Annotated in this window: 22 protein-coding genes and 1 riboswitch; of the genes, 13 read left to right on the top strand and 9 right to left on the bottom strand. The window is 52.3% G+C overall.

All coding sequences use genetic code 11. The annotated features are described in order from the left end of the window. The 9 genes from EDM59_RS27635 (at position 1) to EDM59_RS27595 (ending at position 8061) form a co-directional block, all read left to right on the top strand. A complete protein-coding gene (locus EDM59_RS27635; protein ID WP_092268399.1) occupies positions 1–288 on the top strand; it encodes a EutN/CcmL family microcompartment protein in 288 nt (95 codons plus the stop codon). Between the two features lies 1 nt (position 289). Further along, positions 290–631 carry an ethanolamine utilization microcompartment protein EutS gene (gene eutS / locus EDM59_RS27630; RefSeq protein ID WP_122926580.1) on the top strand — a complete coding sequence of 114 codons (342 nt, stop codon included), beginning with the start codon at positions 290–292 and terminating at the stop codon, positions 629–631. Beyond that, positions 628–1071 carry a EutP/PduV family microcompartment system protein gene (locus EDM59_RS27625; protein ID WP_122926579.1) on the top strand — a complete coding sequence of 148 codons (444 nt, stop codon included), beginning with the start codon at positions 628–630 and terminating at the stop codon, positions 1069–1071. The genes eutS and EDM59_RS27625 overlap by 4 nt, the downstream gene beginning before the upstream one ends. 72 nt (positions 1072–1143) lie before the next feature. Beyond that, positions 1144–2607, top strand: coding sequence for a sensor histidine kinase (locus EDM59_RS27620; protein ID WP_122926578.1), 1464 nt, complete (start codon positions 1144–1146; stop codon positions 2605–2607). Further along, positions 2576–3169, top strand: a complete 594-nt coding sequence (locus EDM59_RS27615) for an ANTAR domain-containing response regulator (protein ID WP_122926577.1) — start codon at positions 2576–2578, stop codon at positions 3167–3169. Before EDM59_RS27620 ends, EDM59_RS27615 begins: the two co-directional genes overlap by 32 nt. A 97-nt stretch (positions 3170–3266) precedes the next feature. Then, positions 3267–4748, top strand: coding sequence for an ethanolamine ammonia-lyase reactivating factor EutA (locus tag EDM59_RS27610; RefSeq protein ID WP_122926576.1), 1482 nt, complete (start codon positions 3267–3269; stop codon positions 4746–4748). After that, positions 4745–6106, top strand: coding sequence for an ethanolamine ammonia-lyase subunit EutB (locus EDM59_RS27605; RefSeq protein ID WP_122926575.1), 1362 nt, complete (start codon positions 4745–4747; stop codon positions 6104–6106). Before EDM59_RS27610 ends, EDM59_RS27605 begins: the two co-directional genes overlap by 4 nt. 19 nt (positions 6107–6125) lie before the next feature. Beyond that, positions 6126–7007 (top strand): ethanolamine ammonia-lyase subunit EutC, encoded by an 882-nt coding sequence (gene eutC, locus EDM59_RS27600; RefSeq protein WP_122926574.1) that lies wholly within the window; start codon positions 6126–6128, stop codon positions 7005–7007. 106 nt (positions 7008–7113) lie between these two features. Then, positions 7114–8061, top strand: a complete 948-nt coding sequence (locus tag EDM59_RS27595; RefSeq protein ID WP_122926573.1) for an aminopeptidase — start codon at positions 7114–7116, stop codon at positions 8059–8061. An 81-nt stretch (positions 8062–8142) separates the two neighbouring features. Here the strand turns inward: EDM59_RS27595 and EDM59_RS27590 are convergent, their stop codons facing one another. After that, the gene (locus EDM59_RS27590; RefSeq protein ID WP_122926572.1) at positions 8143–8892 is read right to left on the bottom strand and encodes an SDR family NAD(P)-dependent oxidoreductase; all 750 of its coding nucleotides are present in this window, start codon (positions 8890–8892) and stop codon (positions 8143–8145) included. 126 nt (positions 8893–9018) lie between these two features. Between EDM59_RS27590 and EDM59_RS27585 the strand changes: the two genes are divergently transcribed. Together EDM59_RS27585 and cls are read left to right on the top strand one after the other, a co-directional pair. Continuing rightward, positions 9019–9906, top strand: a complete 888-nt coding sequence (locus EDM59_RS27585; protein WP_246011276.1) for a LysR family transcriptional regulator — start codon at positions 9019–9021, stop codon at positions 9904–9906. Positions 9907–10002: 96 nt separating this feature from the next. Further along, complete coding sequence (cls, locus tag EDM59_RS27580) at positions 10003–11448, top strand: cardiolipin synthase (RefSeq protein WP_122926571.1); 1446 nt, start codon at positions 10003–10005, stop codon at positions 11446–11448. A gap of 61 nt (positions 11449–11509) precedes the next feature. Here cls and EDM59_RS27575 read toward each other — a convergent pair whose 3' ends face one another. The 3 genes from EDM59_RS27575 to EDM59_RS27565 all read right to left on the bottom strand — a co-directional run bounded on the left by EDM59_RS27575 (position 11510) and on the right by EDM59_RS27565 (position 13760). After that, a complete protein-coding gene (locus tag EDM59_RS27575) occupies positions 11510–12394 on the bottom strand; it encodes an IS3 family transposase (RefSeq protein ID WP_246011270.1) in 885 nt (294 codons plus the stop codon). Then, complete coding sequence (locus EDM59_RS27570) at positions 12343–12660, bottom strand: helix-turn-helix domain-containing protein (protein WP_122923884.1); 318 nt, start codon at positions 12658–12660, stop codon at positions 12343–12345. Before EDM59_RS27570 ends, EDM59_RS27575 begins: the two co-directional genes overlap by 52 nt. A gap of 122 nt (positions 12661–12782) precedes the next feature. After that, complete coding sequence (locus EDM59_RS27565; protein ID WP_122926569.1) at positions 12783–13760, bottom strand: aromatic ring-hydroxylating oxygenase subunit alpha; 978 nt, start codon at positions 13758–13760, stop codon at positions 12783–12785. A 221-nt stretch (positions 13761–13981) separates the two neighbouring features. Here EDM59_RS27565 and EDM59_RS27560 point away from each other — a divergent pair, with 221 nt between their 5' ends. Beyond that, positions 13982–15322, top strand: a complete 1341-nt coding sequence (locus EDM59_RS27560) for a uracil-xanthine permease family protein (RefSeq protein ID WP_122926568.1) — start codon at positions 13982–13984, stop codon at positions 15320–15322. A 61-nt stretch (positions 15323–15383) separates the two neighbouring features. Here the strand turns inward: EDM59_RS27560 and EDM59_RS27555 are convergent, their stop codons facing one another. The 5 genes from EDM59_RS27555 to EDM59_RS27535 all read right to left on the bottom strand — a co-directional run bounded on the left by EDM59_RS27555 (position 15384) and on the right by EDM59_RS27535 (position 20840). Further along, entirely contained in the window at positions 15384–15767 is a 384-nt protein-coding gene (locus tag EDM59_RS27555; RefSeq protein WP_122926567.1) for an OsmC family protein, read from the bottom strand. A 48-nt stretch (positions 15768–15815) separates the two neighbouring features. After that, positions 15816–17432 carry a M20/M25/M40 family metallo-hydrolase gene (locus EDM59_RS27550; protein ID WP_122926566.1) on the bottom strand — a complete coding sequence of 539 codons (1617 nt, stop codon included), beginning with the start codon at positions 17430–17432 and terminating at the stop codon, positions 15816–15818. 58 nt (positions 17433–17490) lie between these two features. Then, positions 17491–18231: an IclR family transcriptional regulator gene (locus EDM59_RS27545; RefSeq protein WP_122926565.1), complete on the bottom strand. Its 741-nt coding sequence runs from the start codon at positions 18229–18231 to the stop codon at positions 17491–17493. Between the two features lie 108 nt (positions 18232–18339). Beyond that, on the bottom strand, positions 18340–19665 hold the full coding sequence (locus EDM59_RS27540) for a D-arabinono-1,4-lactone oxidase (protein WP_122926564.1): 1326 nt from the start codon (positions 19663–19665) through the stop codon (positions 18340–18342). Beyond that, positions 19653–20840: an amino acid deaminase/aldolase gene (locus tag EDM59_RS27535; RefSeq protein WP_122926563.1), complete on the bottom strand. Its 1188-nt coding sequence runs from the start codon at positions 20838–20840 to the stop codon at positions 19653–19655. The genes EDM59_RS27540 and EDM59_RS27535 overlap by 13 nt, the downstream gene beginning before the upstream one ends. A 277-nt stretch (positions 20841–21117) precedes the next feature. Continuing rightward, positions 21118–21217: riboswitch (purine riboswitch) on the top strand. A 54-nt stretch (positions 21218–21271) separates the two neighbouring features. On the opposite strand from EDM59_RS27535, the gene EDM59_RS27530 reads away from it, so the two are divergent. Beyond that, positions 21272–22705 carry an NAD(P)/FAD-dependent oxidoreductase gene (locus tag EDM59_RS27530; protein ID WP_122926562.1) on the top strand — a complete coding sequence of 478 codons (1434 nt, stop codon included), beginning with the start codon at positions 21272–21274 and terminating at the stop codon, positions 22703–22705. The last annotated feature ends 5 nt before the right edge of the window (positions 22706–22710 follow it).

The raw sequence follows: 22710 nt of genomic DNA, 5'->3' as shown, positions 1-22710 counted from the left end.
ATGTTTTTAGGGAAGGTCATAGGAAGTGTGTGGGCGACCCAGAAGGAAGCTGGCATGGAGAATCTGAAGCTGATGGTCGTTCAGCCCATCGATTGGCGCGGTACGGATGCCGGGCAGACGGTTATCGCAGCGGATCGGATTGGCGCAGGGATAGGCGAGCAGGTCATCGTCTCGCGAGGTACGCCAGCTCGCATCCTGTTTTCTAACCAGAACGTCCCGATCGATGCGGTGATTGTAGGGATCGTCGACTCGTATGAGGTACCTGGAGCCTCGGGAGGTGCAGATTAGCATGGAGCAGGAGCGTTCGCGGGTCATACAGGAATTCGTGCCGGGAAAACAGGTCACGCTGGCGCACGTGATCGCCAATCCGGATGAAATGCTTTATACCAAGCTCGGTATCAAAGAGGCGGGGGCGATCGGTATTTTGACGCTAACTCCCACCGAGACCGCTATTATTGCGGCAGATATCGCGACGAAGGCTGCCAGTGTGGAGCTGGGCTTTCTCGACCGTTTTACAGGCTCGCTCATCGTAGTCGGGGACGTCTCGGCAGTCGAGATGGCAGTAGAGGCTGTCAATACAGTGCTCAGCCAAAAGCTGAGATTTACGCCGGCGCTGGTGACCAAGTCATGAGAAAAAGAGTGATGGTGATTGGAGCGATCGAAGCGGGAAAGTCGACGCTGGTGCAAGCGCTGTTCAACGACGAGCAGCCAGCCAGAAAGACACAAGCGCTGGAATATCGGGACTGGCTGATCGATACGCCGGGAGAGTACAGCGAAAACCCGATGTTTTATCGAACGCTGATGGCCACTGCCTTGGAAGCGAGCCTGATCGTCATGGTGCAGGACGCTACTCGTGAGCGCAATGCCTTTCCGCCTGGCTTTTCGCTTGGATTTGCCCAGCCCTGCATCGGCGTCATTACCAAAACGGATCATCCGGCTGCGGATCTAAAGAGGGCAGAGGCTTGCTTGCGGCAGGCGTTGGGGGACGGGCTGATCTTTCCTACCTCCTCGCGTACAGGGGACGGGATAGGTGAACTGAAGGCTTATTTACAAGCCCATAGGAGTAAATAGGGCTCTTTTCTCTCGGGGTTTATTGTGGGAAAATTAAGATAATAAAAAGCGAGCTGGTGAAAAGAGGTACGTATGCGAACGGTATGGGAACTTTGTAGACAGGCTACCTCCATACGAGAGGAAGATATCCCGATTATTGAGGATTTGGCTTCCAAGCTCCAGATCTTTGCGGATTTGTCCCAAGCAGACATGTTCATCGATTGCCTGGCGAAGGATAAATGCACCGCGCTGGTGATCGCACAGGCGTCACCGAAGACGGCACGGTCCCTCTACAGCGGCTCCGTCGTAGGGCAGCTGGCGACGGCGGTGAACGAGCCTGCGGTCATGTATTGTCTGACGACGGGCAAGGCAGTGATTGGATCGCGCGGCGTTTCCCAGGAGCAGTTCGTCATGCGGCAGAGTGTCGTGCCGATTACCAATGGCAAGGGGGATACGATCGGCACCCTCATTACGGAACAGGATATTTCCAAGCAGGTCGAGCAGGAACGAAATGTAGAAATGCTCAAGGAAACGACGGAGCAGCTAAGTGAGACGCTGATCCAGTTTGCCGTTCCAGACATGCCGATTTCATCGCTGATGCATGAGGGGATGATTCTGTTTGACCAGAGCGGGATCATCACCTATGCCAACAGCCGTGCCGAGAAGCTGCTTTCCTTGATCGGTTTGGAGGAGCCTGCAAAAGGCGAGAGCATCGAGCGTATTTTTTCTTGGCGAGTTTCCCCGGAAAACTTTGTACGGCATGGTGGGTACATTCAGGAGGAGCTGTCGAGAGGAAAGCATTTTCTGCTCATGAAAGCTGTCTCGGCTGTACGCAAGCCCGACATTATCGGGGGAATCATCCTGCTGCGGGATATTTCCGACATACGGGAAAAGGAAAAGCAGCTGATGATCAAATCGGCTGTCATTAAAGAAATTCACCATCGCGTCAAAAACAATCTGCAGACGATTTCGAGCCTCTTGCGTCTGCAAATGAGGCGCTCGTCCTCCAGCGAGCTGGAAAAGGTGTACAGGGAGAGCATCAATCGGATCAACAGCATCGCGATCATACATGAATACCTGGCGCAGGATGGACTGGCACAGATCGATTTCCAGGAGATTTTGACCAAAGTATCGAAAATGATCGTCTCCTCCATGCGGCCCTCCGAGCAGGCCATACAGGTCGTCGTGAAGGGAGAATCCGTCTATCTGCCGTCAGATAAAGCGACCTCTTTTGCCCTGATCGTCACCGAGCTCGTCCAAAACTGCATGATTCACGGGTTTCGAGATCGGCAGGAAGGGAGAATCACGCTGACACTCGTGACCAAGGATGATTTTATCAGCCTGTCGGTCACAGACGACGGAGTGGGACTGCCGGGCGGAGAGACGGTACAGCAGAAAGGTCATTTGGGACTGAAAATCGTGGATACTTTGGTCAAGGAAGACCTGGAAGGCACGATACACTTTCGCAATACGGGAGAGGGTACCGAGGTGACGATCCTGTATCCAGTTCCAAGGGAGGGTGACGATGACACAGCCGAAGATTATGGTAGTGGATGATGAACCCATCATTCGCATGGATTTGCGGGAGATGCTCGAAAAAGAAGGGTATCTGGTAGTGGCTGAAGCGAAAAATGGGGAGGAAGCTGTCTCTCTCGCTCACCGTCACAAGCCTGATCTGATCATTATGGATGTGAAGATGCCTGTTTTGAACGGGATCAAAGCGAGTGGCATCATCCGCGGCTTTTCCGACAGCTCGATCCTGCTTTTGACGGCTTACAGCCAGAGGGAACTGGTTCAGGATGCGTGCAAAGCTGGGGTGACTGCCTATCTGGTGAAGCCCATCACGGAGGAAGACCTGATACCGGCTGTAGAAATTGCACTGAGCCAAAGGGAGCGGGTAGTTTCGCTCAAACAGGATGTTCACACGCTCAAGCAAAAAATCGAGGATCGGAAAATCATCGAAAAGGCAAAGGGCAAGCTGATGAGCACCATGTCGCTCGAGGAAGAGGCTGCGTATAAATGGCTGCAGCAAGCAAGCATGCAACGGCGCATGCCGCTTGCCAGGGTGGCAGAGGAAATCTTGTCCAAAGAGCAGCTCATCGATCATGGAGCCAAGTGAAGTGAATAGGAATGCGAGCAAAGGCGCTTGGACGAGTCGGCAGCAACATACCGACTGTTCAGGCGCTTTTTAGGTCAAGGGTCGGAGGAGGTTTTGTATGGATGAGCAATGGATCCAAAGCGTTGGAATCGACGTGGGAACCAGCACGACAAAAATGATCGTCAGCCGTCTGCGCCTGGGGCGAATGTCCAGTACGTTTTCCCTGCCCCGTTATCAGATCGTGGAGCGTCAGCTGCTCTATGCCAGTGCCGTTCATCCCACCCCTCTTATCGGCGCTGACGAAATAGACGCAGGAGGAATCGGTGCGATTCTGGCAGCGGAGTACGAGAGGGCAAGGATCAGCCTCTCCGCCATTAAATCAGGAGCGGTCATCATCACGGGAGAGACAGCTAGCAAGAAAAACGCGGAGCAGATTGTGCATCTTTTAGCAGAGCGTTCGGGAGACTTCGTCGTGGCGACAGCGGGTGCAGACCTGGAAGGCGTGCTTGCCGGGAAGGGAGCAGGTGCGCAGAAAAGGTCCCTGTCCATCCAAGGAACAGTTGTGAATGTGGATATAGGTGGGGGTACGGCGAACGCAGCTTATTTTTACCGGGGAAAAGCCATCGCTACCGTCACCTTTCACGTAGGAGGGCGCCTGATACGGCTGGATAAACGAGGAATGGTTCAGTACGTGTCACCCAACATCACGTCTTGGCTGATGGCTAAGAAGCTGCGAGTCCAGCCCGGTATACAGCTCACAATGGAGGAGATCGGGGAAATTGCCGGGGAAATGGTGCGGGATATGCTGAACTATGTAACGGGACGAGACAGGCAAGAGTCTGGGTTGCTGGTCCTTGGTCATCATCTGCGAGAAAGGATACCCATCGAGGAGTTGTCCGTATCAGGAGGGGTGGGCCAGCTGATGACGGAGCGGCCCGTTCATACGTTGGCCCAGGTCAGCGCATACGGAGATTTTGGACCCATGCTTGGGTATGTTTTGCAGCAGGAGAGGAAAAAGGGGACTTACCCGCTGCGATGGAAAGACCCGGAACAGACTGTCAGAGCCACTGTGATTGGTGCAGGCATGCAGAGTACGGAGATCAGCGGTTCTACGGTACATATCAAGCCGGAGCTTTTGCCGATCCGCAATATCCCGATTCTCAAGCTGGAGCTGACAGCTGATCATCTGCATGATTCCAGCAGGCTGCATACAGAGGTAGCGGCTGTGTACGACATGGGCCAGCGCTTGTTTGAGAGAACGACAGAGATCCCGTTTGCCCTTTCCTTATCTGGCATCCGCTATTGTTCCTATCAGCAGCTTCAACGGATCGCAGACGAGCTGGCGCTTCCATACCGTCATCAGTTTGCTGACAGTCCGACCATGGTTGTCCTCTGTGAGTCGGATATGGCAAAAGCACTCGGGCAAGCTTTGGAGCTGCGATGCAAGGGAAAGCCGCACATCATTTGTATCGATCAGGTACGCGTCGAGTACGGCGACTACATCGACTTGGGCGAACCTATCTCCGGCACGATTATCCCGGTCGTCGTCAAAACGCTAGCCTTTGATGAACGCACTTCGATAAAGGGGGGAACGAGATGATCACGAAAACAACGGTACTCGGGCAGACCTATCAATTCCGCGACCTCAAAGAAATCTTCGCCAAGGCGAACGAGGATAAATCGGGGGATCAGCTGGCGGGTATAGCCGCCGAGGACTCACGTGAGCGTGTAGCAGCCAAACAGGTGCTGGCCGATCTGACGTTGGCGGATATCCGCAACCATCCGCTGCTGCCGCCAGAGGAGGACGAGGTCTCGCGCGTGATTGAGGCTGGCATCAACGAGAAGATCTACAGCGAAATCAAGAACTGGAGCGTGTCAGAGCTTCGTGAGTACTTACTGAGCCATCAGGCGGGAGAAAGTGAGATCAGGCGAATCAGCCGAGGGCTGTCCAGCGAAATGATCGCGGCCACAACCAAGCTGATGAGCAATCTGGACCTGATTACGGCTGCGGCAAAAATACGGAACATTACGCACTGCAACACAGCGATCGGACAGCAAGGAGTGCTGGCATCGCGTGTTCAGCCCAACCATCCCTCCGACAGCATCCAAGGCATCAAGGCTGCCCTGTACGAAGGGCTCAGCTACGGGATTGGCGATGCTGTCATCGGGGTCAACCCGGTCATCGATACGTCCGATAGCGTCAAAGACATCTTGCTGATGACCAAAGAGGTGATGAACAAGTGGGAGATCCCCACCCAAAATTGTGTGCTTGCCCATGTCTCTACCCAAATGCGTGCCATCCGGCAAGGCGCGCCAGCTGATCTGATTTTCCAGAGCCTTGCGGGAAGCGAAGCGGGCAACCAGGCATTCGGGATCGACGTTGCCCTTCTGGATGAGGCCGATGAGCTGATGCGAAAGGAAGGCACCTCTACCGGTCCGAATATTTGGTATTTCGAGACGGGGCAGGGCTCCGAGCTGTCCTCTGAGGCTCACTTCGGCATCGACCAACTGACGATGGAAGCCCGCTGCTATGGGCTTGCCCGCAAGTATCAGCCTTTCATCGTCAATACGGTCGTAGGCTTTATTGGCCCTGAATATTTGTACGACAGCAGACAAGTCATCCGGGCAGGGCTGGAGGATCACTTTATGGGCAAGCTTCACGGTCTGCCGATGGGCTGTGACGTGTGCTACACCAACCATATGAAGGTCGATCAGAACGATATGGACAATTTGGGCATCCTGCTCTCGGCTGCAGGAGTAAATTTTGTCATCGGAGTAGCTATGGCAGATGATGTCATGCTTAATTATCAATCAACGAGCTTTCACGATATCGCCGCTTTCCGGGAGGTGCTCGGTTTGCGTCCGGCCCCGGCGTTTGAGAAGTGGCTGGAGAAGATGGGGATCATGGAGCATGGCAAGCTGACGGCGATCGCCGGAGATCCAACGATTTTTATGTAACCTAGGAGGGGTTCGGTTGATGGAGCAGCAGCTGGAATATTTGGTCGACAAAGTCGTCGCAGAGCTGCAGAAAAAGCTGAGTGAAAGGGCGAGGAACGGTTCGGCGAAAGCTTCGGCGAAAGCTTCGGAAGCATTCGCTGGTTCCGAGTCTCCTGTCCACGTAGTTGAAGAGGAGCGAGGGGCGAATGTCCCGAATCCGAAGTGGCAGGAAGGCATGCAGGAGCTCTTGGACAGCACGCCTGCCCGGATCGGTGTGTGGCGTACCGGTGTCCGTCCCTTGACCCGGACCATGCTTCAGCTCCGGCGTGACCATGCAGCGGCGGTCGATGCAGTGTATGGCGAAGTGCAGCAGTCGCTGCTCGACGAGTTTTCCCTGTTTACCGTGGAGACGCAGTACGACAATACCGAGAATTACTTGAAGCGTCCGGATATGGGACGAATCCTCAACGAAGAAGGAGTGCGGCTGCTCCTGGAGCGCTGCCAAAAGAAGCCGCAAGTGCAAATCGTCGTATCGGATGGGCTGAGTGCCAGTGCCGTCGATGCCAATCTGCGAGATGTCCTGCCAGCTTTGCTGGACTCGTTAACCAGCTATGGATTGAGCTGCGGCACCCCGTTTTTCGTCAAAGGAGGACGTGTCGCGAGCATGGATCACATCGGAGAACTGCTGCAGCCGGAAGTGCTGGTGCTTCTCATTGGAGAGCGCCCTGGTCTGGTGACGGCCCACTCGATGAGCGCCTACATGTGCTATCGCCCGCGCAAAGGCATGGTGGAATCGGAACGCACTGTCATTTCCAACATCCATCGTCAGGGGACATCGCCCATCGAGGCAGGCGCTCATATCGGGACTATTTTGAGCAAAATGCTGGAGCAAAAGGCGAGCGGAGTCAAGCTGGTGCTTTGATGAAAAAGGTACAAGGAGACCCAAGGGGTTTCCTTTTCTATTTGTGCAGCCCGTTTTTAAGAGGCATAATAGATTTGAGGATCAAGTCGAAAGGGATGGGACAAACATGAAACTGATTGAGAACAGCAAGGGAATCCTGACGAGCTGCATGGCTTTGAAACCGGGCGAATCTTTTCTAGTTGTCGCCGACGACGTAAAACGCGAGCTGGGGCAAGCCCTGTGGGAGGCTGGCAGAGAACTGGGTGCCGAGTCCGTCCTGATGGTGATGCAGGAGCGCGAGAAAAGTGGACAGGAACCGCCGGCAATCGTGGCAGAAGCGATGAAAAACGCTGACGTTGTCGTTTGTGTAACCGAGCATTCGTTGACGCATACCAAGGCGCGAAAAGAGGCGGCTGCCAACGGGACACGCCTTGCGACCATGCCTGGCATTACAGAGGATATGTTTTTAGAAGGGGCAATCGCTGCTGACTATTCCCAAGTGAAGAGCTTGACGGAGAAAGTAACGGAAATGCTCAGTGCAGCAAGTACCGTACGTATTGAAAAAGAAGGCAAAAGCTTGCAGTTCTCCATCGCGAGTCGGCCCGGTGTTCCAAGTACGGGAATGTATGTGAATCCAGGCGAATCCGGCAATCTTCCTTCCGGGGAAGCCTACATCGCACCTGTTGAGGGCTCGGCGCATGGCCAGATTGTGGTCGACGGCTCCATTTCCGGAATCGGAAAAGTGGACAGCCCGGCGCTGCTGACTGTGGAAAATGGCCGTATCACTTCTACAGAAGGAGCTGCCGGCGAGAGACTGCTGCAGATTTTGGGCGAGCAAGACGGGCGCATGCTGGGTGAATTCGGGATCGGTACCAATGACAAGGCCCGCATTACCGGAGTTGTTTTGGAGGACGAAAAAGTATACGGGACGATTCACGTAGCATTTGGCAGCAACAACACCTTTGGTGGCACCATCGTCGCGGGTGTTCATATCGATTGTGTCGTCAAAGAACCAGACGTGTATTTGGACGATCGTCTGATCATGAAAAAAGGTCAGCTGCTGGACTTGGTATAAAAGCAGGCAATAGAACCCCATGTATGTAAAGCAAAAACCCCTCTTGGATAGAGAGGGGTATTCGTTTTTGAGGAAAGAGATTTACTTGAACGAAGCGTAGCCTTCGTCGACCATGACCACGCTGCCGTTGATCGCGCTTGCTTCCGGAAGAGACAGCAGATAAACCGAGTCCGCGATTTGCTCGGGCTGAGTCAATTTGTTGCCCATGACTTTTGCTTTCATCGAGTCAAGCATACCGGAATCTTTGTAGCCTTGAATGATAGGCGTATCCACTGCACCAGGTGCGACCCCTACCACGCGAATGCCGCACGCAGCCAGCTCCAGAGCAGCCGATTTTGTCATCATGATCACGGCACCTTTTGTGGCGTGATAAGCAAAGGTACCTGGAGAAGCCAAGAATCCGAAAACGGAGGCCGTATTGATAATCACACCTTTGATGCCAAGCTCCCGCATTTTTTTGCCGGCTGCCATAATGCCATGAGCAACCCCGTGCTGATTGACGTTGATGACAGCATGGTAATGGCTCCATTCCCAATCAGGGACAGGCGTTTGGCGACCGATTCCTGCATTGTTGAACATGACATCAATTCGACCGAAAGTGGCAACGGCTTTTTCCACTAAAGCCTCAACGTCCTCATACTTCGAAACATCGGTTTGTACGAAGATCGCTTCGCCGCCTGCTGCTTGAATCATTTGGACGGTCTCTTCTCCAGCTGCTGCGTGAAAATCCGCTACGACGACCTGATCGCCTTTTTGGGCAAATTTCAGGGCTGTCTCTCTTCCGATTCCGCTCGCTCCACCTGTAATGACGGCTACACGTTTTTGTGCCATATACAATCCCTCCAGATCGGTGAAATCTTCTTCTCTTCAAGAGTACTACTTGTGCTTGTTAAATAAAATGTAGATATAATTAGTAGGAGTTAAGTTCTTCTTAATAAGGTGATGAAACAGTTGAACATGGAACAATTGGAGTACGTAGTCGAGGCAGCAAAAACGGGCTCGCTATCCAAAGCGGCGCAGCGTTACTATGTTTCCCTCTCAGCCGTCAGCCAAGCCATATCCATACTGGAAGCGGAGCTGGGGCTTGTCATTTTTACTCGTTCACGCGGAAAGGGCGCGACTCCGACTCCAGAGGGGAAAGTAATCATTTCCAAGGCGCAGGAAATCCTGTCAAAGGTAGAGGAGCTGCGGGCAGAGGCAACCGCCTATAGCAGTATCGTGAGCGGTGAACTGCGCATCGCGACGATTCCTGGGCCGATGCATTTACTGATTCATGACGTGTCGACTTTTAAAAAGGAATTTCCCAAGGTCAAAATCCAACTGTTTGAAAAAGGTCCTCATGAGATCTTGCAGGGGCTGGATCAAAATCAACTCGATATCGGCCTGCTCGTGCTCTCTGAGGACGTGATCGGGCAGGACTCGCAGCTTTTGTTTCAAAGGATGTTTGAAGGCAAGCTCGTGGTAGGGGTCAGCAAGTATTCGCCGCTTGCTCTGGAAAAGAAGATTTCACCGGAGCAGCTGGCGGCACAAACACTCATTTTGTATGAAGATGACCAGATCCGTGCCCACATCCAGAGACTGGAGGCAAACTATGGGCAATTCGATATCCTGTTTACCTCGAATAATGTGCAGGCGATCCAAAATGCGGTCTTGTCAGGGATAGGGGTAACCGTCGGCCTGGACTATTCCTTTTCCAAGCATGTGTCTACAGGCAGCCAGGATATCGTCGCCATAGAACTGGATTTACCTGACGAGAAACCCATCTATTATGGCTGGGCGATGCGAAGGGGAAAGCAGTCCTCGCCAATCGCCAAGAAGTTCATCCAACGACTCGACCTCGGCTGAGGTTTTGGGCTTGCTGCTCGTGCGCTGGATGGCCGAGATGAAACTTGGTTGGAAATGGTGTAAAATGGGAGAAATCATGAAGGTGGATGTGGGGTAATGCTGTTGCTCGAACAAATCGTCGCGGTCATCTCGATCGGCAATGTCATGTTGGCCGCTGTCCTGATCTTTATGGAGCGGCGCAATATCGCAGCTACCTGGGCGTGGTTGATGGTGCTGCTGTTTTTACCAGGAATCGGTTTTATCGTTTATTTGATATTCGGTCAAAAGCTGAGCAAAAAGAAGCTGTATCGTCTGAAGGAGGGGGAGTTTTCGCACTTTCGGACAGCTGTTGATAAACAGAAGTACTTGCTGGAAAACGGAAAATTGGAAGTGAACGACCCTGCGATGGAGCGGCATCGCGACATGATTTACATGAACGTGGTCAGTGATGGGGCGTACTATACGCAGGATAATGCGATTAAGGTGTTTCTGGAAGGAAACAGCCTGTTTGCCGACATGTTCGAACAGATTGAAAAAGCGCAGGAGCATATCCATTTGCTGTACTATACGATTCGCAACGATGAGCTGGGCAGCGAGCTGATGAACATCCTCGTCAAAAAGGCATCGGAAGGCGTGCAAGTCCGGCTCCTGTATGACGCAGTAGGATCAGCAGGGATTCCGTCTCGGTTTTTCAAGCCTTTGCTGGCAGCGGGAGGAGAAGCTGTCCCTTTTTTCCCGGCATCGTTTTCCTTCATCAATTTTCGGGTGAACTTTCGCAACCACAGGAAGCTGACGATCGTGGACGGGAAGATCGGATATGTGGGTGGCTTCAACATCGGAGACGAGTACGTAGGCAAGAAAAAGCTGGGGTATTGGCGAGACACGCATTTGCGGATTGAGGGAAAAGCGGTGTACATGCTGCAAGCGCGTTTTTTCCTCGACTGGAACCTGTCCTCACCCAAACGCATGGCAGAGGCTATCACCTATTTCCCGGAGACGCACGGGCCAGCAGATGGGATTGGCGTGCAGATCGTGTCCAGCGGCCCCAATTCGGAAAAGCATCAAATCCTGCATGCCTACTTGAAAATGATCTACAAGGCACGGCAGACGATTTACTTGCAAACGCCTTATTTCATACCGGATGAAAGTATTTTGACTGCGCTTAAAATGGCAGTGATGTCTGGTGTGGATGTGCGGGTGATGGTACCGGGAAAGCCGGATCACCTGATGGTTTTTTGGGCGACTCATTCTTATCTGGGAGAGCTGTTAAAAAGCGGGGTTCGCTGCTACCTGTATGAAAAGGGCTTTATGCATGCGAAGACCATTGTAGTGGACACCCAAATTTCATCGGTCGGTACAGCCAATATCGATATACGCAGCTTCAAGCTGAACTTTGAGACGAATGCCTATTTATATGACACACGGATGGCGGAAAAGCTGGAGGAGCTGTTTATCGCCGATCTGGCTGACTGCCGGGAGCTGACGATCGAGGAGTACATGAACCGTCCGATGCGCTCACGGATACAGGAATCACTGACGAGGCTGCTGTCACCTATCTTTTAAAAAAGAAGACCCACTCATTGCTTGTGGTCAAGACCCCATTTAGTGGACATTGAAAAAAGCCCTAGGCAGTAAGCTGGCGTCGGTACTCTACCGGCGTCAGCTTTTTCAGTTTTCGTTGCGGTCGACTTTCGTTATAAAATTGGATATATTCTTCAATTCGTCTTTGTGCCTCATCCAGATTTCGGATATCATAAGGGTAGAGTCCTTCCGTTTTGAGATGCGAGAAGAAGCTCTCCATAGAGGCATTATCGTAACAATTGCCTCTCCTCGACATGCTGATTTGGGCGCCAACCGTAGGCAGCATGTCGTGGTAATCGTAGGACGTGTACTGGCATCCTTGGTCGCTATGAACGATCAGTCCAGTCACGTCTTTCGTCTTTTCAAAGGCTTTCGTAAAGGTTTGAAGGACGAGTTGTCTGTCATTTTTAACGTCCATGTGATAAGCCACGATCTCGTTATTGAATAAATCTTTAATGGCCGATACGTACAGCCAAGTATCTTTCACACGGTACTGCGTGATATCGGTTACCCACTTTTGATTGGGAGCCTGTGCTCTGAAATCACGCTGCAGTACATTCTCAGCAACTCGTCCTCCTTCAGATGAAGCATAATGATTACGATGCTTGCGACGAATTCGAGAACGGAGTCCCATTTCTTGCATCAAACGCAGAACCTTCTTATGATTGATCCACACTCCATGATCGTGCAGCAAAAACAATTGGATTTGTCGATATCCATATTTCCCATCATACTTCGTATACACACTCAAGATGAGATCTCTCACCGGTCTGTCTCGATCAACATTCTGTCGCTTTACATACGCATAGTATCCACTTCTTGAAACGCCAAACAGCTTGCAAAGTTCCGTGACGCTGTACTCGCCAACTACTGCTTTTATGATGGAGTACTTCTGTGCTGCACCTCCCGCATCCAAATTTCCCAACACTTTTTTAGCATGTGATTCTCCCGCCTCAATTGTTGAACATATCGATCCTGGTCGATATACGCCTGGCGTCGACCTCGCTGATCGAGAAAGCCAAACTCTCCAAGTTGTTTATACTTTTTCATCCATTTCTTTACACGGTCTTTATCTTGAATACCAAAGTGCTCGGTGATCTGCCGATAAGTCCACTTTTCCTCGAGATGTAAACGAATCGCCTCCATTTTCATGGATTCAGGATACGACTTATACTTCTGACCTTTCATTGCCATAAAAATACACCCCCTAGAATTACATCGGATTTCCCTAGGGGTTTTTCCAATGTCTATTCTAAGGGGTGCACTTCACTTGTCCATGTGGCAAGGTGAGCGGGTCTTTTTGCTGTCCGAGAAGCTTAGGCTGTACCCAGCTTCACGCCCAGCTCGTTCAGGTACTGACGGTAGGCGATGCTGGCGCGGTCGCATTTCAATGACAGCTCTACTTGCAGATCGAGAGGGAGGTCTTCCGGCTTCTGATTTTCCACAATCGGTTTGTCCTGGGCAAAAATCATATCCTGGAAGCTGTTGATTTCCTCGTCGGTCATATTTGTTTCGTAGTTGAATGACAGAACACCATACGCCACAGATTGATTTTCATCAAGCGGCATGACAGTCAGGAGGATAGACATTTCGTTACTGGTTTCCCGGTCGCGTTTGGTGAATTTCACTGTCAAAGGGCGCAGGATTTCATAGGTGTAATAAACGTGCTTGGCTTGTCCGGTTCCGTCCGGGTCTGGCTGGAACACGGCAATTTCGTCCGTGCGTATCCCGTTTTCGTCGCGGTGGACGTGGTAGTCGCCGATCTCCATATGCGTCTCTACTCCGAGGTAGCCTGCATGCACAACAGCGAGGTGACCGACATCGAGGAAGTTTTCCACAATGCGAGGCGGCTTGGCGTTCACTGTTTGCGGACCCCAAATGACATTGCGATAGCCCGGGGCGTCAAATTCCGGCAAGGAGAAGAAGTCAGGAGCATTGTTGTTCAGATTGACCCAGACAAATCCATAGCGCTCCGCACAGCCAAAAGGAATCGCGCGGGCCTTTCCGGGAATCGCTTGATGGCTCGGCAGCTGTGGAATTTTGACACAGGCACCGGAGGCTTCATACTCCCAGCCATGGTAAGGACAGACGAGCTTGCCATCGCGTACACAGCCGAGAGACAAAGCAGCCCCTCTATGAATACAGAGGTCTTTGAAAGCATGGATGCCTTCAGCATTGCGAAACAGGACTACCCTCTCTCCCATAACAGTGACCTGGAGAGGACGGTCTTGCACGTCCACCGAGCGACAGGCAACAATCCACTCATTACGCAGCGCGGTATCTTGCACGATCATCTATGAGACACTCCTTCATGGATAGCTTGAAAGCATTAGGTCTTGAGACACTCCCCATTGTAGCGGCTCCATTTGGATTTATCAACAAAAAACCGAACGTAATTATGCTTAAGATGAATACAAAATGATTTTTGTTGCTAAAATCCAGAATGATAATTTATAATCTGCGATATAATGTTCGTTATTTGATCTAATCATTCATTCAGGGAGGCTATTTCAAAGTGGAACAACATCGCGAGAGCGCGGGACTCGTCGTAGGCGTCGATGACAAGATCAGTATCAGCAAAGCCTTTTTGCTCGGCATGCAGCATGTGCTGGCCATGGACTTGTATATTGCTCCTATTATTATTGCTGGCTTGCTGACCATGGACGCTTCGAGTACATCCTTTTTCATTCAAATGTGTTTTCTGGCAACGGGAATAGGAACGTTGATTCAGACCGGATTTGGTCTGCGCTTGCCTGTTGTGCAGGGGCCATCCTATGTACCGATTGGAGCTTTGGCCGCGATCGGTGGCAAGCTCGGCTTGAACGCGATGATCGGGAGCCTGATTCCGGGGGCTTTGCTGATGGCGCTGATGGGCTATCCGCTGAAATGGTTTGCCAAAGCTGTACGTAAGTTTATTCCGCCTCTCGTTGGAGGAACAGTGATCATCATCGTGGGTATCGCCCTCATGCCGATTGGAATGGGCAATATCTATCACGCACCTGGCGCTATTTGGACCAACGTATTCATTGCCGCTGTTTCTGCGGGTGTGCTGATGACCTGTATGCTGCTGGGTAAAAGAGCAAAAGTGGCAGGCACCTTTTTCCGCCTCGTGTCTGTTCTGATCGCGATTGCTGTCGGCACGGTCACCGCTGCGTTTTTTGGCACGGTAGACTTCAGCCCAGTAAAAGAGGCAAGCTGGTTGTCGCTGCCGAAGTTCTTCCCATACGGCGCTCCTGTGTTTGATCTCAGTGCCGTGCTGACCATGCTGTTTGTCTACATGATCATCATGATCGAAACGACTGGTACCTGGTTTGTGATATCGACGGTTACAGATAGTGAATTGACAGAAAAACGTCTGAATCGTGCGGCAGTAGGGGAAGGGCTGGGGTGTTTTATCGGTGCCTTGTTCGGAGGTACGCCTACGACCGGGTATTCCTCAAATGCTGGCTTGATCGCGGTAACAGGTGTAGGCAGCCGCATGGCAATCATGGCCGGTGGTATTATTCTGGTGGCGCTCGGTCTGGTGCCGAAGCTGTCGACGGCGATTACCTGCATCCCTGAGCCGGTTATTAACGGGATCTTCGGTATCGTTTGTGTAGCGATTGTCGCCAATGGGATTAAAGTGATCCAGCATATTTCGATCGACGACCGCAACATGATGGTCATCGGATTGCCGATCCTCTGCACCATCGCGGTAACCGTGCTGCCGAAAGAGGCGCTGAACGGTGTGCCTGATTTCGTGAACTACATTCTTTCCTCCGGGATCACCGTAGGGGCTTTGGCTACGGTCATCCTCAACGTGGTCATTCCCGAGAGCAAAGAGAAGAAGCAGGCTGTGAACCAGCAAGTGGCCTAAAGACAGCGAAAACCCGCTTCAGAGCAGGGGATTAGTCCCCATGAACCTGAAGCGGGTTTTTTTAAACTACGATTTCAAACGAATCCGTGATCTGGATACTATCCCGAACCGATTGAACCATCGGACAATTTTTATGAGAGGTTTCCATCGCCTTTTTTACTTTTTCCTCTTGCAGATGTTCTCCGCTGATTATGAAGTGAAGGTGGATTTTTTCAATTCGATTTGCCTTTTCCTCGTTTCGCACGACCTCGGCTGTCACCTTCATGTCACTGCACGGCATTCTCATTTTATCCAGAACCTTGCGCAGAACGCCGCTGCTGCATATGGCGATAGACGATACCATGAGCTGGTAGGGACGAAAGCCGTATTGCTCGTCGCCGGATACATGCAGGTCTCCATAAGACAAATGGGTCACAAATCCATTTTCCTTGGCTTCAAATTGCATAGCGATAGCCCTCCTCGTAGACGGTTTTCCCCCATTATACCCCACGCGCTACTTCAAAAGAGAGTGAATGCAACGCGGCAGCATGTCACGCAGTGTATCGAATGCGTAATCTACATCCAGGCGCTCAGTCCACTGATGGGCATCACGTCCGACCGGGCCGAGGTTCATGACAGGGACATCAAAGGCTTCCAGTGCCTGCAAAGGAATCGAATAGCCCTGATCCCACAGCGGCATGTTCGCGACAAGCGGCTGCATGGAGGCAGCTGGATACTGCAAGCCCGCGTAGCTCAAATCGGAAATGCCGCCGAAGTAGTTTTGCGGCAGCAGTGTGACCTGATGCTGCTCGGCTGCATAAGCTTCCATTTCCGCAGTCGTGCGCTGGATAAGCGGGTGACGACGTGAGCTGACCGCTGGATAGAAAGGGGGAGCGAAAAACAGGACGATCATCGGGGACAGCTCCTTGCACAAGATCGCCAGCTGATCGACGAGCTCGATGGTCATGTCCCGGTCATCCTTGTCGCCGCGGTTTGCCACGGCCTCCGCCTGTAGCTGGTTCAGGCGTTCTTCCCCATAGGTTTTGACTGCGTAGGCGTGGAGCTGCTCGTACGTCATGACCCGGATGGACAGGTCCCGCGGGGTAAATGGCGCTGTCTCGGCAAAAAGGCTCGCCTGTCGAGAATAGGTTTGGCTGATTTGGTCCGCTACCTGCCTTGCAGTTTGCAGCAGAGGCTCTACGATGTCCTCCATCTTTTTCTCCAGCAAAAACAGATTAAACAAAGTGACAGCACGGTGCGGGATTTGAACCGAATACTCTTTTTTCAGGTCCTTCTGAATCAGATTGGTAGGGGGAGGGGAGATTTCCCCTTCGACTACCTCGCAAAATGAGGTGTTGAGCTCGAGCGCGCAGGTGATCTGGGAGGCCATGAGGTTCCCGTTGAGACCCGCAAAAGGCTCGCCGACGTGCGTTTCTTTCCCGTAGCAAAGAAAGCCGGGGAGTACCTTTCCGATGGAGCCTGTGTACAAATACTTGTTTTGATCGCCAGGAAAACGGGTGAACATCGGCTCGGAGTTCAGCACGGTCTTGTAGTTCAGATCAAATTCCTCCGCGAGGGCGAGCAGGGCTGGAACAGCAGCGCGCATACCGACTGAGTTGACTTCCTCGTCTGGCACCGTCAAAAGCAGGATGTTTCCCTCAAATTCGCCCTCGCATGCCCGCTCGATCATCGACATGTGCAGAGCCAGACCGCATTTCATGTCCATCGTTCCGCGGCCGAACAGCCAGTTTCCCGACTGTAGATCTTCCTGTACCCCTGCAGGCATATCGGCGGCATTCGCATGAAACAGCGGCGTGAGCGCCTTTGGATCAAACGCATGCTTGCGCCATTCCCCGTAATCCTCTACATCGACGACGTCGAAATGGCTGACGAGAATGACGGTGTCCCGGACGCCTTCCTTTTTGACGAGCGCTGTGACGAAATGGCGCTCATCTTCCGTCGGGTTGGCACGTACGTGGTCGGGATGGGCTTGAAAATAGGGAAGGTTGCTCAGCTGCTCCACGAGATAACCAGGTACCTGTTTTTCTGCAGGAGAACCCGTGATGCTCGGGATACTGACGAGATTGCACAATAGATCGACCAACTGTTCCTTCGTTTGCCATTTGCCCATGTGAGATGCCTCCGTTTTCCATTATGTGAAATGAGTTTCCGTATCGTGGATAAAAAAATTAGGCGAGTCCGCCGATTCGATGCTGAATGTCGCTTGCTGCTTGCTTGGCCTTTTCAATCAGAAAAGCTAAGCGGTCCTCGTTGATCCGGTAGCTGGGTACGCCGATGCTGAGTGCGCCGACCACCTGGTGGTTGTAGCCGATGATCGGTACTGCGATGGAGGCTGTGCCCTCCGTTTTTTCACCGTAGCTGACGGCATAGCCATTTTGCTTGATAGCTGGCAATCGCTTCAGGAGCTCCTGCTGTGCTTCCGGCTCCGGGATGAGCTCTTCCACCATGTCCTTTGCGTCTGCAGGATCCATGTTGGCCAGAATGGTTTTGTTGGGCGCACCGATGTGCAGCGGAATTCGCTCTCCCAGATTGTCAATAATTCGTACACTGGTAGGACTCTCTACCCGTTCGAGGACGATCGAGCTCGTACCGTGAGGAAAGCTCAAATACACCGTTTCCTGCACTTCAGCAGCCAGCTTCTCCATTACCGAGCGGGCAACTGCACGTGTATCGATTTTGTCCACAAGACCCAGCCCGATCTCCATCCAGGTGTAGCCGAGCTTGTATTGCTTGGTCTCAGGAACCTGCATGATCAGTCCATGCTGCATCATGGTGCTGATCAAGCGATGAACGGTGCTGAGAGGGAGAGCTGTCTGGTCCGCGATCTCCGAAATCGACCAATGCGCCTTGCTATCGTCAGAGACCAGAACCGAAATGATGCTCATCGCCCGGTCAATCGACTGTACCAACGTATTTCCCCCTCTGATTCAACTAGAAGAATGCTTCGAATGTTTTTTATTCCCTACTATTTTCAATCTATCAGAATTTTTTGCGTATATCAACAAGAGTGATGCGAGCTATGTGCGTACGGGAACACCAAACAACTCCGACAAGTACGGATTGAGGAAAAGGCCATCGGGATCCATCTGAGTGCGAAGGGCGAGAAAATCTTCGAGGCGGGGGATGACCTGATGCAGCTGTTCCGCTTTCATGGTGTGCATTTTTCCCCAGTGCGGTCTGCCGGCATGACGCTGAAAAATGGCCTCGATCCTTTGAAAATATGGCTGATAGGGCATTCCTTTGTACATGTGAACAGCGATGTAGGCACTGTCACGCCCAAAAGCAGGGCTGAGCCAGATATCGTCGTTTTTCACATAGCGGCATTCAATGGGAAAGTGAACAGCGTATTGCTTCTCTTCGATGACCTGCAGGATTTCTTCTACGACTGCCTTCATTTTTTCGGCGGGTACGCTGTATTCCATTTCATAAAAACGGACTAGACGCGGCGTGGCAAACAGGTGGTGGCTCTGACCACTCTCATCGACTGTGGGGACGGCTTGAGCAGAGAGCTTGCTGACGGGCTTGCAGAGGGAAGGGATGAGGCGGCAGCCTTCGGACAGGAGCCAGAAGACGGCGTTTTCCATGACCATCTTTTTCATATAGCTCCAGGCCTGATTCACCTGGGAGAGCTCTGTCGTTTCATCCATGAATTTGACCTGGGCGGTATCGGAGTAGGGGAAGGCATAAAATTCGAAATGGCGATGCTCTTCCCGGAATGTATCGAGGGAAGATAGGCAATCGGCGACAGGCATGCGGATACTCCGGTAGCGCATCCGATAGGCGGGAACGACCAAAAGCCGTACGCGTACAAGAATGCCGAGCATGCCAAGCGATACTTGCAGAGCGCGCAGCAGATCGGGGTGCTCCTCCCTTGAGCACTCCAGCACTTCACCTGCCGCAGTGACGACAGTCAAACCGACGACCTGCGTAGAAATGCTGCCAAAGCGAATGCCCGTACCGTGTGTGCCTGTACTGATCGCACCGGCAATCGACTGGGCGTTGATATCGCCGAGATTTTCCTGGGAGTAGCCTTGATCAAACAAGAGCTGCCCCAAATCTTTCAGCTTGGTGCCAGCCCAGACTTCAACGGTACGTTCCGCAGGATCCACCGCGTACAGACCTGTGAGACGGTCAAGCGAAAGCAGGCAGTCGTCCGTTTGGGCGATGGGGGTAAAGGAGTGACCCGAGCCGACCACGCGGATGCTCCTCCCGCTACGTTTGCAGTCGCGAACGATGGACACGACATCCTCCAATGAGTCTGGCACAGTGACTTGCTTAGGTTGACTCTTGACGTTGCCAGCCCAGTTTGACCAGCGCTTTGCATCGGGCTTTACAGTGTACACAAACCGTCCCCCCTGTACGTAGTGACTTCTCGCACGATCTTTCCGCCTGACACGCAGTACAGTCGTGAAAAGCGTTCGCATAGCTCTCCTGCCTTCGCGTGGCGAAAAAATACCGGATCGCCCAGCTGCAAGGTTTCCGTTCCCCGATAGAGGATCGGAGTCTGGACCTCACCGGCACCTTCGTTGGGAAGCAGTTGTACCTTTTGGGGCAGGTAGGGAAGGGGGAGTCTGTCTTTTCCTGCTGCACCAGAGGCGATGTAGCCACCGCCTGCGCAGGTGTAGATATTTGCGGCAGGCTGTCGAACAATTTCCAAAGCAAACCCGGACGCGGGATGAAAGCGGAAGTCCTGATAGTAATCAAACAAAGCGGGTGAATAAAAACCGGAGCCGGCAGTCAGCTCCGTGACCGCCTCTTCCTTTCCAGTCAGGTGCAGGCTTCCGGTGCCGCCTCCATTCACAAAGCGGGGAGCTATCCCCAGCTTTTGAAGCTCGCTTGCCAGCATTGCGCGGCGCTCGGCAATTTCCCGTACGGAATGCTGCTTCAAGAGGCGGATGACGGTATTTTTGAAAAAGCGGCGAGGATATCGATCCCCGACCCCTGCAATCTGCGCTTCATAGCCCATGATACCGTCCAGGTACAGATGATCGGAGGAGGCGATACGGCGCACGACCTTTAGGGCAGCCTCGAGAGAACGGATCGGGGAGCGCCAGACGCCAAAATGCAGACCCAAAAGATCCGAAGACATGTCCACATCCAGGCAGACAGGCAGACGAACCCCAGTGCGGCGAGCGAGCTGTTCTACATGCTCCACATGCGAGAGGGAGTCGATCATCAGTGTAATGCTGCGGCCGTTTTTTACCTCGCCCGCAATCGCTTCCAGCCAGCTCTTTTCCCAAATCGGATAGCCCAGCAGCAGTTGGTCCATGCCGTGGGCGCACAAATGGAGCACTTCCGGTCCCGAGTAGCACATGATCCCGGTAAAGCACTCGTCCAATTGCAAAAGATGCTGGAGAATGGCGACGCTGCGTATCGATTTGCTCGCGATCCGGATCTGCTTTCCGTTGCTCTGAAGTCGCACTTGCTGGGCATTTTCCTCCAGCAGATCCAGATCGATAAAGGCAAAAGGCTTCGGAATTCCGGAAAACAGAGACTGATAATAGCGATAATCCCGCATGTGCTTAGCCTCACCCTTTTTATCAGCTTGTAATGACTATATGAGTGGTAAATTTCTACCTATTCCCTCTTTTTCTGTAGTTTCCTGCCGAACGGTGGAGAATGATTTGCGAGAAAAAACGAACGTTCGGAATTAATGTTCGGATTTTAGGTCTTTTATCGTGATTTTTTGTGCCTAATAGATGCTGATTTTTTGTAAACACGAATAAATGGGTGTACTCTTATTGACATGATTCACAGTAGCCGTTATGATACAAATTGTTGATAGCACATAACTGGTTTTGATGAATCTAACAATTCGTATATCCTCAGAAATATGGTTTGAGGGTCTCTACAGGGAACCGTAAATTCCCGGCTACGAATGGGGTTGTTCTTGACATACCCTATTCGTCGGCCGGGAATTTTTTGCATGCTCACAAGGGGGAAACGAACATGAAGAAGTATGATGTGATCGTGGTAGGAGCAGGTCCAGCAGGGATTTTTACCTGTTATGAGATGACTCGCAAATGGCCAAAAGCCAAGGTCTTGCTGATCGACAAAGGGCATGACATCTACAGCAGACGCTGCCCCATTTTGGAGGAAAAAATCAAGCTCTGTCCGCCGCCTGCAGGGAAAAAGGATTTTTCCGGATGCTTGCCAGCCTGTTCGATTACGAGTGGGTTCGGTGGAGCCGGTGCCTACAGCGATGGGAAATTTAATATTACGACAGAGTTCGGCGGTTGGATGACCGATTACCTGAGTCCTTCCACTGTCCTGAACCTGATTCAATACGTAGACTCGATCAACCTGGAGCACGGAGCGACAGAGATGATTACCGATCCGACGACGGAGACGATCAAAAGCATCGAGCAACGCGGCTACGCAGCGGGATTGAAGCTTTTGCGCGCTCAGGTGCGCCACTTGGGAACCGAGCAAAACCTGCAAATTCTGCAATCGATTTTTGAATACCTGAAGGACCGGATCGACATGATGTTTAAGACGGAAGTAGAAGACATCCTTACGGTCAAGGGAGAAACGGGGCATCAGGTAAAAGGAGTCGTCCTGAAAAACGGGGAGGAGTTCGAAAGCGATTTTGTCGTGATTGGACCTGGACGGGATGGCTCGGCTTGGCTGACGAGCATCCTGAAAAAGCGCCGTTTGAAAATGTACAACAATCAGGTGGACGTTGGGGTGCGCGTCGAGACCTCTGACGTCGTGATGCGCGAAATCAACGAGCATTTGTACGAAGGGAAGTTTATTTTCAATACGTCTGTAGGTACGCGTGTCCGCACGTTCTGCAGCAATCCTTCGGGGCACGTCGTAGTAGAGAACCACAGCGGAGTCATGGCGGCCAATGGGCATTCGTACAAAGACCCGGCTCTCGGCTCGACCAACACCAACTTTGCTCTCTTGGTGTCCCACACCTTTACCGAGCCGTTTGACAAGCCAAACGAATATGCTCGGGAAATCTGTAAACGGGCAAATGACCTGTCCAACGGCGGCGTGATCGTCCAAAAGTTTGGCGATATTATGCGCGGTCGCCGCTCGACAGAATCCCGCATTCGCGAAGGCTTCCTGGAACCGACGCTGAAAGAGGCTGTACCGGGTGACCTCGGACTGGTGCTGCCGTACAACACAATGAAGAGCCTGGTTGAAATGGTTGAGGCGCTGGATAAAGTGACTCCGGGGATCGCTTCTGAGCACACCTTGTTCTACGGGGTAGAAGCGAAATTCTACTCGGCTCGTCCAAAGCTCACGGAGGAATTCGAAACCGAAATCCAAGGCTTGTTCTGCGGCGGAGATGGGGCAGGGATTACCCGCGGTCTGGCGCAAGCAGGTGCCGCTGGGGTATGGATGGCGCGCAACATGATCAAGCGCATGCAATAGCAAAC

The sequence above is a fragment of the Brevibacillus nitrificans genome (genome assembly GCF_003710965.1).
Taxonomy (GTDB): Bacteria; Bacillota; Bacilli; order Brevibacillales; family Brevibacillaceae; genus Brevibacillus; species Brevibacillus centrosporus.
This window is presented reverse-complemented; position numbering and strand designations above follow the sequence as displayed.